This is a genomic window from Bacteroides sp., from assembly GCF_019417265.1.
In the GTDB taxonomy this organism is placed as follows: domain Bacteria; phylum Bacteroidota; class Bacteroidia; order Bacteroidales; family Bacteroidaceae; genus Phocaeicola.
Genome location: NZ_DXVR01000093.1, coordinates 1 through 10,777 on the forward strand (window position 1 = coordinate 1; position 10,777 = coordinate 10,777).

At 41.7% G+C, this 10,777-nt stretch carries 12 protein-coding genes; 8 read left to right on the forward strand and 4 right to left on the reverse strand.

The window, feature by feature from the left end:
• Positions 1-33: 33 nt before the first annotated feature.
• Positions 34-414, reverse strand: coding sequence for a hypothetical protein (locus QZ379_RS10425; protein ID WP_291564175.1), 381 nt, complete (start codon positions 412-414; stop codon positions 34-36).
• 357 nt (positions 415-771) lie between these two features.
• Between QZ379_RS10425 and QZ379_RS10430 the strand changes: the two genes are divergently transcribed.
• Positions 772-1,548 carry a Cof-type HAD-IIB family hydrolase gene (locus QZ379_RS10430; protein ID WP_291564179.1) on the forward strand — a complete coding sequence of 259 codons (777 nt, stop codon included), beginning with the start codon at positions 772-774 and terminating at the stop codon, positions 1,546-1,548.
• Positions 1,549-1,930: 382 nt separating this feature from the next.
• Here QZ379_RS10430 and QZ379_RS10435 read toward each other — a convergent pair whose 3' ends face one another.
• Both QZ379_RS10435 and QZ379_RS10440 read right to left on the reverse strand, forming a co-directional pair.
• Positions 1,931-2,155: a helix-turn-helix transcriptional regulator gene (locus tag QZ379_RS10435; protein WP_291564182.1), complete on the reverse strand. Its 225-nt coding sequence runs from the start codon at positions 2,153-2,155 to the stop codon at positions 1,931-1,933.
• A gap of 129 nt (positions 2,156-2,284) precedes the next feature.
• Complete coding sequence (locus QZ379_RS10440) at positions 2,285-3,016, reverse strand: bifunctional 2-polyprenyl-6-hydroxyphenol methylase/3-demethylubiquinol 3-O-methyltransferase UbiG (protein WP_291564184.1); 732 nt, start codon at positions 3,014-3,016, stop codon at positions 2,285-2,287.
• 181 nt (positions 3,017-3,197) lie between these two features.
• On the opposite strand from QZ379_RS10440, the gene QZ379_RS10445 reads away from it, so the two are divergent.
• From QZ379_RS10445 to QZ379_RS10475, 7 genes are all read left to right on the forward strand, one after another.
• A complete protein-coding gene (locus tag QZ379_RS10445; RefSeq protein ID WP_291564186.1) occupies positions 3,198-3,674 on the forward strand; it encodes an arginine repressor in 477 nt (158 codons plus the stop codon).
• A 44-nt stretch (positions 3,675-3,718) separates the two neighbouring features.
• The gene (locus tag QZ379_RS10450) at positions 3,719-4,288 is read left to right on the forward strand and encodes a GNAT family N-acetyltransferase (RefSeq protein WP_291564190.1); all 570 of its coding nucleotides are present in this window, start codon (positions 3,719-3,721) and stop codon (positions 4,286-4,288) included.
• Between the two features lie 21 nt (positions 4,289-4,309).
• Complete coding sequence (locus QZ379_RS10455) at positions 4,310-5,515, forward strand: argininosuccinate synthase domain-containing protein (protein WP_291564193.1); 1,206 nt, start codon at positions 4,310-4,312, stop codon at positions 5,513-5,515.
• On the forward strand, positions 5,512-6,480 hold the full coding sequence (gene argC / locus QZ379_RS10460; RefSeq protein ID WP_291564195.1) for an N-acetyl-gamma-glutamyl-phosphate reductase: 969 nt from the start codon (positions 5,512-5,514) through the stop codon (positions 6,478-6,480). The genes QZ379_RS10455 and argC overlap by 4 nt, the downstream gene beginning before the upstream one ends.
• Before the next feature lie 97 nt (positions 6,481-6,577).
• Entirely contained in the window at positions 6,578-7,702 is a 1,125-nt protein-coding gene (locus QZ379_RS10465) for an aminotransferase class III-fold pyridoxal phosphate-dependent enzyme (protein ID WP_291564198.1), read from the forward strand.
• An 11-nt stretch (positions 7,703-7,713) separates the two neighbouring features.
• A complete protein-coding gene (gene proC / locus QZ379_RS10470; RefSeq protein ID WP_291564201.1) occupies positions 7,714-8,490 on the forward strand; it encodes a pyrroline-5-carboxylate reductase in 777 nt (258 codons plus the stop codon).
• Between the two features lie 76 nt (positions 8,491-8,566).
• On the forward strand, positions 8,567-9,925 hold the full coding sequence (locus QZ379_RS10475) for an MATE family efflux transporter (RefSeq protein ID WP_291564204.1): 1,359 nt from the start codon (positions 8,567-8,569) through the stop codon (positions 9,923-9,925).
• Here QZ379_RS10475 and QZ379_RS10480 read toward each other — a convergent pair.
• Positions 9,906-10,616, reverse strand: coding sequence for a M48 family metallopeptidase (locus tag QZ379_RS10480; RefSeq protein WP_291564207.1), 711 nt, complete (start codon positions 10,614-10,616; stop codon positions 9,906-9,908). The genes QZ379_RS10475 and QZ379_RS10480 overlap by 20 nt on opposite strands.
• Positions 10,617-10,777: the final 161 nt, after the last annotated feature.

Consider the following 10,777-nt stretch of genomic DNA (forward strand, 5'->3'; position numbering starts at 1 on the left):
AAAGGTAATACTTTTGGGGGAATTTTTCGCAATTCAATTACTTTTGACTATAAATATTCCGGTATGGAAACCGAAAAGAACTATAGCAATAATAGTCAACAAGAACATTGAGCCTATAACGGACCATGTATTTGCTATAGCCTTTTCCATATATGTCACCACCTGAGGCTTCTCTTTTCTGTCCTTGATCTTCATCACTATACCCGGAACAAACATCAGAAACCATAAAGCTGCCCATAACGGATTGGCAGTGAAATAAACCATAGCGAACGCAACAAGAGAAATAATAAAAGCCGAATAACCATAATACAGGAAAACATTGCCGCTTCCAACTTCCATATTCTGCTTTGTCTGTTTTAACATCTGGGAAATCAGTTCCAAACTGTCTTTCTCCGAAAATAGATTTTCTTTCATACACAATAAATTTTTTAATGTTCTACACTTCTATATGGACATTTTTGTACAAAAAGCTCATTTCGCGTTTATCAGTTTATTCATATATAAATTAGTTTATAAAATAAACCATATATTTATTAAAAAAGAAGACTTATCTTCTTTACACTGCAAATATAAAACAGTTTATTTTATAAACCAAATAAAAACGCAATTATTTTTACATCTAACACCATCTTATACAATTGAAATATCATACCATGTATTATGAAAGATAAACATTCAGCAAAGCGTCAGTCAATCAATAACCATACTACATTTTTTCTGATATCAGTTTTTATTGATAACTTTGCCTGACTAAATTACAATTGGACTTTTATGATTAAAGCTATATTTTTCGACATCGACGGAACATTGGTTTCGTTCAAGACACACAGAGTACCGGAATCAACCAAACAGGCACTTAAAGAGTTAAGAGAAAAAGGTATAAAGGTATTTATCGCTACAGGACGCCCCCAATTACTTATAAACAATCTTGAAGATCTTGAATTCGACGGATATATAACCCTGAACGGTGCCCACTGCTTTACTGCCGACCATAAGGATATATACAAGGGACTGATACCAGCCGAAGATATAGAAAGAGTTGTGGAATATACTAAAAACCACGACTATCCGTTCGTCTTTGTACACGACAATCAGTGGTTTATCACAAAAGTGGATAAGGCTGTGGAAGACATAGCCAAACTTATAGAGATTTCGATTCCTCCTGTAAAACCGGGAGAAGAAGCACTCGGGAAAGATATTCTCCAGATTATGGGCTACTTCCCTACAGAAGCCGATGAAGAGATTTTCGGCAAGATACTTACTCACTGCGAAACGATGAGATGGCATCCTCTATTTGCAGATATCATAAACAGAAGCACAAGCAAAAGCCGCGGTATAGATGAAGTTATAAAGCATTACGGCATAAAGCTTGAAGAAACTATGGCTTTCGGTGATGGCGGAAACGATATCAACATGCTTGAACATGCAGGAATAGGTGTTGCCATGGGTAATGCATCGGACACAGTAAAGGCTGCAGCCGACTATATCACTTCGTCTGTGGATGATGACGGTATTATTAATGCTTTGAAGCATTTCAATATATTATAATAAAATTGAAGATGATATGTTGAAAAATTTTGAACTCATAATTTGAAATTTGCGTCTCCACATAGAAACAATAATGTTACTTTGCTTAAAATTCTATGTTGTCTGACAGCTGTCGGACAATTGTCTGACACGTGTCAGTCGTACGTTTGACAGCTGTCGTCCATGTGTTTGACAGCTGTCAAACAATATAGATTTACGCCCATTTTGCATTGTTCTTTTTATACATTAGGGAGGCATTTACAAATAAAACCAAAATCATCTATTTTCAAGCAGAAAGTTGTGTGTGTGTGAAAGATGTGAAAGTGAAATGAGGTATGATTTTTATTGATTTCGTTATTACATCATCATGAATCACCTAAATTTCAAGATAAACTTACCCTAATTATTTATTCTCCTTTATTTGGAAATTCAATTCCACCGGTCCCACTTGACGGCCGAAAAGACTGAGCACCTGATTTACCTTATCCATACGCAAGGTCTGTTTGCCCTGTTCCAAATCACGCACAAAGCGCAACCCTACTCCAGACTTGTCAGCCAAATCAACCTGAGTCAATCCGAACTGCCGACGCATCTCTTTTACGAAATCTGCTATTACCGTATATTCCATAATTATACCCTTTCGGGTACAAATATAATAATTCATTCGACCAATTATACCTTTTAGGGTATAATTTATCATTCTAAATAGTTATTTATACCCAAACGGGTATAGTAGAAATAAAAGTATTAATGAAAATTAGAGCACTAAAGTAAGTTTTGCCAGATAGTCATAATGCTCTCCGCTACATATAAGTTCAGTCTTGAAGCCGTACTGAGATGCATAAAAATTCAGAGTTTCATAATCAATATACAACCACTTGAAGGGCTCACCTTTTATCTGCTTATACTGCATACTGAACTCTATCTCACCATAATAATCGGCTGCCAAATCAATAAGCATACTTCCGTCCTCATCCTCAAACAGGTATTTCAAATCGCTCGAATCCATGAGAATACAGCCACCCGGATTCAACAGTTCTTTCATACGGGTGAAGAAAGTTTCCATATTCTGTAAAGAACCGATTATTCCGGAACCGTTCATTAGCATCAGTATAGTGTCATATCCTCCTACGAACGAAGGGTCAAACAGGTTTACCAGACGAGCATTGATACCGCTCTCCTCCATCACCTTGACAGAAAGCGGAGATATATCTATGGCCTCAACATCCTTACCCATATCCAGCAAGGCAACCGAATGACAGCCGCTACCGGCACCTACATCCAATATCTTACCCTCAGCCATGTCAAGAGCCTTTCTCTCCAGCTCCGGCATTTCGTCATACTCACGAAACAGTGTATCAACAGGTATTTCATCTTCATCAAACTGAGGCGAGAAAACTCTAAGTTTCCCGGCCTGACCTTTATCGAAGTAATCGTATATGGCATTTCCCATAGGATCCTTACCTGTTTCAAGTAGTGCGTAATTCATATACCTTATTATTATATATCGTTTGTACAAAGTTACAAAAAACTTATACATATACCGCACAAATGATTATTTATGCATACTTTTCACATTTTTTACGAATAAAATCGCAAAAAAATCTGTTTTTATGCATGTATTACAATAAATAGATGTATATTTGCGCTCATTATAGAATAATTATACAATGAAAAGTAAGAGTACAAGGCTTGATGCCATAAAAATGATTATTTCCGTTAAAGAAATCGGAAGCCAGGATGAACTTCTTCAGGAACTGACCAAAGAAGGATTCAGTCTTACGCAGGCTACACTTTCGAGAGACTTGAAGCAACTGAAAGTAGCCAAGGCAGCCAGCATGAACGGAAACTATGTATACGTACTCCCGAACAATACCATGTACAAACGCATGGCAAATCCGCCGGGAGCAACGGAGATGATGCGCCATAACGGGTTCATGGGAATAGAGTTTGCCGGAAACATTGCAGTAATCAAGACAAGACCTGGATACGCAAGCAGTCTGGCATATGACATCGACGACCATAATTTCGTAGAGATATTAGGAACAATAGCAGGCGACGACACCATTATGATGGTAATCAGAGAAGGCTATTCGCGCCAGGATGTCATGGAAACTCTAAGACAAATAATACCTAACATTAATTGAAACAACTAATAAAAATTATAGCTGAAGGAACAATATATAAAACGATGGAAAAGGAAAAACAAATAGACGTAATGGTGGCAGACGCTTCACACGAAAAATATGTGGATTATATACTCGACACCATAAGAGAGGCTGCAAAAGTACGTGGAACAGGTATAGCAGAACGTACTCATGAATATGTAGCCACAAAAATGAAAGAAGGTAAAGCTATAATAGCATTGTGCGGAGATGATTTGGCAGGATTTACCTACATCGAATCATGGGGAAACAAACAGTATGTAGCTACTTCCGGACTTATCGTACACCCGAAATATCGTGGTCTGGGACTTGCAAAGAGAATCAAACATGCATCTTTCACCCTTGCACGTCTGCGTTGGCCTAAGGCAAAAATCTTCAGTCTTACTTCAGGAGCTGCCGTAATGAAAATGAATACAGAATTAGGCTATGTACCTGTAACATTCAACGAGCTTACTGACGATGAAGCTTTCTGGAAAGGATGTGAGGGTTGCATAAACCACGAAATTCTGATGGCAAAGAACAGAAAATTCTGTATCTGTACAGCCATGTTATACGACCCTGCCTTTCATCAGGACGACAAAGTAAATAATTTCTAAAACTAAAACTCACATACATATATGGAAAAGAAAAAAGTAGTTGTAGCATTCAGCGGTGGTCTTGACACATCGTTCACTGTAATGTATCTGGCAAAAGAAAAAGGATATGAAGTATATGCAGCCTGTGCAAACACAGGTGGTTTCAGCCCGGAACAGTTGAAACAGAACGAAGAGAATGCATACAAGCTTGGAGCTGTAAAATATGTAACTCTTGACGTAACTCAGGAATACTACGAAAAGAGTCTGAAATATATGGTTTTCGGAAACGTACTCCGTAACGGAACCTATCCTATATCTGTAAGTTCTGAACGTATCTTCCAGGCATTGGCTATTGCACGTTTTGCAAACGAAATCGGTGCACACGCCATCGCTCACGGTTCAACAGGAGCCGGTAACGACCAGGTTCGTTTCGACATGACTTTCCTTGTGATGGCTCCGGGTGTTGAAATCATCACCCTTACACGTGATATGGCTTTGAGTCGTGAATACGAAATCAACTACTTGAAAGAACATGGTTTCGAAGCAGACTTCACAAAACTGAAATACTCTTACAACGTAGGTATCTGGGGTACTTCTATCTGTGGTGGAGAAATTCTGGACTCTACTCAGGGATTGCCTGAAAGCGCATATCTGAAACAGGTAGAAAAGACAGGTTCGGAAGAACTCAGACTTGAATTCAAGAAAGGTGAAATCTGCGCTGTAAACGGCGAGCACTTCGACGACAAGATTAAGGCTATCCAGAAGATAGAAGAAATCGGTGCTGCTTACGGTATTGGCCGCGATATGCACGTGGGTGATACTATCATCGGTATCAAGGGACGTGTAGGATTCGAAGCTGCTGCTCCTATGCTTATCATCGGTGCACACAAGTTCCTCGAAAAATATACTTTGAGTAAATGGCAGCAGTACTGGAAGGACCAGGTTGCCAACTGGTACGGTATGTTCCTCCACGAAAGCCAGTATCTGGAACCTGTTATGCGCGACATCGAAGCTATGCTGACAGAAAGCCAGCGTAACGTAAACGGTACAGTTATTCTCGAATTGCGTCCTTACTGTTTCTCAACTGTAGGCGTTGATTCTAAGGATGACCTCGTTAAGAACAAGTTCGGTGAATACGGTGAAATGCAGAAAGGCTGGACAGCCGACGATGCAAAAGGATTCATCAAGGTTCTTTCTACTCCGCTCAGAGCCTATTATGCTAACCATAAAGACGAGGCTGACGTATGATAAAAGTAGGAATTATAGGTGGTGCAGGATATACGGCAGGCGAACTTATTCGTCTGCTTATCAACCATCCTGAAGTAGAGATAGTATTTATCAACAGTTCGAGCAACGCCGGAAACAAGATTACAGATGTTCACGAAGGTCTGTACGGCGAAACCGAACTTACATTTACAGACGAACTTCCATTAGACGAGATAGATGTTCTCTTCTTCTGTACAGCACATGGCGACACAAAGAAGTTCATGGACAGCCACAACGTACCTGAAGACTTGAAGATTATCGACCTGTCTATGGATTATCGCATCAAGAGCAACGACCATGATTTCATCTACGGATTGCCGGAACTGAACAGACGCGCTATCTGCCATAGCAAGCATGTAGCCAATCCGGGATGTTTTGCCACTTGTATCCAGTTGGGCCTTCTGCCATTGGCAAAGAACCTGCTGCTCAACGATGATGTCATGGTTAATGCCATCACAGGTAGTACAGGTGCCGGAGTAAAGCCGGGTGCTACAAGCCACTTCAGCTGGCGTAACAACAATATGAGCATCTACAAGCCGTTCCAGCATCAGCATGTTCCTGAAATCAAGCAGTCACTCTGCCAGCTTCAGAACAGTTTCGATTCTGAGATAGATTTCATTCCTTACCGTGGCGACTTCGCACGAGGTATCTTCGCAACTATAGTGGTAAAGACTAAAGTGGAACTTTCAGAATTGGTAAAGATGTATGAAGACTATTATGCTGAAGATTCTTTCGTACACATTGTTGAAAAGAATATTGACTTGAAACAGGTGGTAAACACCAACAAGTGTCTGCTCCACTTAGAGAAACATGGCGACAAGCTTCTAATCATCTCATGTATCGACAATCTTCTGAAAGGTGCAAGCGGTCAGGCAGTGCATAACATGAACCTGATGTTCAACCTTGAGGAAACAGTGGGACTGAGATTGAAACCAAGTGCGTTTTAATATTAGTTGTTAGTTTTTAGTTGTTGGTTATTAGTTCAAGCTACCAACAGCTAAAAACTAACAGCTAAAAAGTCTAACAACTAAAAACTAAAAAATTATGACCCTCTTCGACGTATATCCCCTTTTCGACGTAAACATCGTTAAAGGCAAAGGCTGTCACGTGTGGGACGCGAATGGCAATGAATATCTTGACCTGTACGGAGGACATGCCGTTATATCAATAGGACATGCACATCCGCACTACGTGGAAGCCGTAAGCAATCAGGTAGCTAAATTAGGCTTCTATTCAAACTCTGTAATCAACACACTCCAGAAGGACCTTGCAGAAAAACTCGGAGCAATGTGTGGTTACGATGATTATCAGTTGTTTCTAATCAACTCCGGTGCCGAAGCCAACGAAAACGCATTGAAATTAGCTTCATTCTATAACGGACGCACAAGAGTCATTTCATTTGCAAAGGCTTTCCACGGACGTACTTCACTGGCTGTGGAAGTGACAAACAATCCTAAAATCATTGCTCCGATAAACGATAACGGACATGTAACATATCTCCCTCTAAACGATACAGAAGCTGTAAAGGCCGAACTTTCAAAGGGTGACGTATGCGCTGTTATCATCGAAGGAATACAGGGTGTGGGCGGAATTCAGGTACCAAATGCTGAGTTCATGAAGGAGCTGCGCCATATGTGTGACGAAACAAACACAGTTCTTATCCTCGATGAAATACAGTCAGGTTATGGCAGAAGCGGCAAGTTCTTCGCTCACCAGCACATGGGTATCAAGCCGGATATGATTACTGTAGCCAAAGGTATTGCAAACGGTTTCCCAATGGCTGCCGTACTTATCAGTCCTAAGTTCACTCCGGTGTACGGACAGCTTGGCACTACCTTCGGTGGCAATCACCTGGGATGTGCCGCTGCAATAGCTGTTCTCGATGTGATGAAGGAAGAAAACCTTATCGAGAATGCTGCAAAGGTAGGTGCACACCTTATGGAAGAACTCAAATCCTTCAAGGGAATAAAGGAACTTCGCGGACTCGGACTTATGATTGGTATGGAGTTTGAAGAACCTATCAAGGAAATCCGCAACAAACTTCTTTTCGAACAGAAAGTGTTTACCGGTGTAAGCGGAACAAATGTTATCCGTCTGTTGCCTCCTCTCTGTCTGAGCATAGCAGAAGCTGACGACTTCCTGGAAAGACTTCACAATGTAGTAAAATAAGGCAGAAAAGTATGAAAATAGCAATTATCGGTGCAGGAAACATGGGCGGTGCTATAGCACGCGGCCTGGCACACGGACAGTATGTAGACGCAAGCGACATAACAGTGTCGAATCCGAGCAATGCAAAGTTGGAGAAACTGAAGGAAGAATATCCCGAAATCAATACGACAAACAGTAATAAGGAAGCTGCCGACGGTGCAGACATAGTAGTCCTTGCTGTCAAGCCGTGGAAGATGGAAGAGGTGCTTAAACCTTTGCGTCTGCGCCAGCCACAGATTCTTGTATCTGTAGCAGCAGGACTTACTTTCGAAGATTTGGCACATTTCGTAGACCCGGAGATGCCTATTTTCCGCGTCATTCCCAATACAGCCATTGCAATAAACGAAAGTCTGACTCTCGTTGCATCAAGAAATGCTTCTGCCGAACAGATTGATATTATGATGAAACTGTTCAACGAGATGGGAGTTGCAGTCCTGATAGAAGAAAAGCTATTCCCTGCAGGAACAGCTCTCACTTCATGTGGAATAGCATATGTGCTGAAATACGTACAGGCAGCCATGCAGGCAGGAATCGAATTGGGATTCAAGCCTCAGGAAGCCAAGAAAATGGTAGCACAGACTATGCTTGGTGCGGCACAGATTCTTCTGAAAAACGATTCGTCACATCCGGCCACAGAGATAGAAAAGGTGACTACTCCGGGAGGAATCACAATCAAAGGTCTGAACCGCCTCGAACACGAAGGTTTCACCTCTGCTGTGATAAATGCTATTAAAGAAAGCTGTATCTGAAAATAACTTGACATACATCAATACACCATATTGAAAGAATGACGTAACTTTGCAGCGGAAAAAATTCTGACAAAAAGTGGAAAAAGTTATTCAACAGACAAATATCAAAAAGGGACTTACCAAACTGGTAGTCCCTATTTTTATTGAAACGCTCCTGATTATGATGTTAGGAGCCATAGACACCGTAATGTTGAGCCAATACTCGGACGAGAGTGTGGCAGCAGTGGGTGTAGTAAATCAGATTGTGATGTTCGCATTCCTCATATTCGAGGTTATCAACATCGGTACATCAGTACTTTGCTCGCAGTATCTCGGTGCTAAACTGCAACAGAAGATGATACAGGTGGTAGGAGTATCACTATTGCTGAATCTCGTTGTAGGTCTGCTGGTCAGTGCCATACTGCATTTCGGGGCAGTGACACTTCTCGACTGGATGGGGCTTCGTCCGGAGCTTCTACAATATGGTATAGGCTACATGGAGATAGTAGGTGCTTTCGCTTTCTTCCAGGCAATATCTCTCACCATCTCAGCCTCACTCCGCAGTGCCAACAAGGCTATTTATCCTATGCTTGTCACCGTTCTTGTGAACATTATGAACATCGTTGGAAACTATATACTGATTTTTGGTAAATTCGGTTTTCCGGCTATGGGAGCAGAAGGTGCCGCCATTTCCACTTCCATCGCACGAGGAGTAAGTATGGTAGTACTTTTCGTGATACTCTTCAGAAAACATATCTCTAAATTCCCTCTTGCTCTTTTCAGACCTTTCCCTTGGATAGAGCTTAAAAATCTGCTCAAAATCGGTATTCCTTCCGCCGGAGAAAACATGTCCTACAGCTTCTCGCAGGTGGTCATCACTTATCTTATAAACATACTCGGGAATAATGCGCTCGCCACACGTACATACACCGTAAACATCGTGATGTTCGTCTATCTGTTTGCCATCGCCATGGCTCAAGGTGGTGCTATCAGTATCGGACATCTTGTGGGACAAAACAAGATACGTGCTGCCTATCTGCTCGGCAAGTTCGTCATGCGTATTTCCATCCTCGTATCCCTCATACTCTCATGTATCTGGGCTGTATTCGGTCATACCATATTCAGTATGCTAACCGACAATGAAGAAATCGTCCGTCTTGGAGTAACGATACTGATGATTGACATCCTTGTGGAGATTGGCCGCGCCGTAAACATTTATGCCACAAACGCGCTCCGTTCTGCCGGCGACGTGAACTTCCCTTTCTACCTTGGAGTAGTAGTGCAATGGACTGTTTCCGTAGGTCTGAGCTATCTGCTCGGCATATACCGGGGATGGGGCTTGGTAGGAATGTGGATAGCCTTCCTTTTGGACGAAAACATACGCGCAGCAGTATTCGTCAAGAGATGGAACAGCATGAAATGGGCAAAGAAAGGTTTTACAAGAAATCGGTCTTGAATTTGCGCAGCTGTGCCCTGAGCTGATGGGAAGCACCATCGGTCATGCTGTCAAGAAGTTTCCAGAAACCGGAACCATGATTCATCTCCTTGGTATGGGCAAGCTCGTGCAGAATCACATAGTCCATAAGATGTACGGGGAGCAACATAAGATAGCAGGAAAGACTTATTGCAGCCCTTGATGTACAGCTTCCCCAACGCGACTTTGCCCCTGTTATCCTCACCTTGCGGTATGTCATACCATATTTATCTGCCCAGAATTTCAGTAAAGGTGGCAGGAATTCTTCTGCACTCTTCTTCATGGCACGCACAATGGCCGCATTCAGCAGTTTCTGTGTCTGCGGAGAATTGAAATCCACATTCTGCGGACATAGAATCTTCATCACTCCTTCCTCTTCGCGACGTACAGAGAAACACTTCAACCCTCCCACCCCAACGGTGAGTTTAAAGCACGGAGCATCAATCGAGAATCCGTCTGTTATAATCTTAGGAGATGCTTTGGTAAAAGAAGCAAGCAGTTTCGGTCTGTAGTCGGCTATCACCTGCATTATACGGTCTGTCTTAGTGAACGGAGGAACAGTGACATAAAGCCCGTCCTTCTTCACACGCATCGATATGTTTCTGGCATTTATGCGCGTACCTATCACTATCTTGCCGAAATCATCATCCGGGATTATTCGTCTTGTTGCCATGTATTAAATTAAGAATTAAAAATTAATAATTAAGAGTAAGTCGGGTAAGCTGATGAACGATTGATGAACGCCAAATAAACAACGTCTAAACGGTAAATAAACAGTAAATAAATTGTCTTTTCCTGATTTTGGTTGACTGTTATAATGTCATTACCACTGAT

Coding starts and splice junctions, on each gene's coding strand:
- proC (WP_291564201.1), top strand. CDS start 7,714: ATGAAAATAGCAATTATCGGTGCAGGAAACATGGGCGGTGCTATAGCA.
- QZ379_RS10465 (WP_291564198.1), top strand. CDS start 6,578: ATGACCCTCTTCGACGTATATCCCCTTTTCGACGTAAACATCGTTAAA.
- QZ379_RS10450 (WP_291564190.1), top strand. CDS start 3,719: ATGGAAAAGGAAAAACAAATAGACGTAATGGTGGCAGACGCTTCACAC.
- QZ379_RS10480 (WP_291564207.1), bottom strand. CDS start 10,616: ATGGCAACAAGACGAATAATCCCGGATGATGATTTCGGCAAGATAGTG.
- QZ379_RS10425 (WP_291564175.1), bottom strand. CDS start 414: ATGAAAGAAAATCTATTTTCGGAGAAAGACAGTTTGGAACTGATTTCC.
- QZ379_RS10445 (WP_291564186.1), top strand. CDS start 3,198: ATGAAAAGTAAGAGTACAAGGCTTGATGCCATAAAAATGATTATTTCC.
- QZ379_RS10440 (WP_291564184.1), bottom strand. CDS start 3,016: ATGAATTACGCACTACTTGAAACAGGTAAGGATCCTATGGGAAATGCC.
- QZ379_RS10455 (WP_291564193.1), top strand. CDS start 4,310: ATGGAAAAGAAAAAAGTAGTTGTAGCATTCAGCGGTGGTCTTGACACA.
- QZ379_RS10430 (WP_291564179.1), top strand. CDS start 772: ATGATTAAAGCTATATTTTTCGACATCGACGGAACATTGGTTTCGTTC.
- QZ379_RS10435 (WP_291564182.1), bottom strand. CDS start 2,155: ATGGAATATACGGTAATAGCAGATTTCGTAAAAGAGATGCGTCGGCAG.
- argC (WP_291564195.1), top strand. CDS start 5,512: ATGATAAAAGTAGGAATTATAGGTGGTGCAGGATATACGGCAGGCGAA.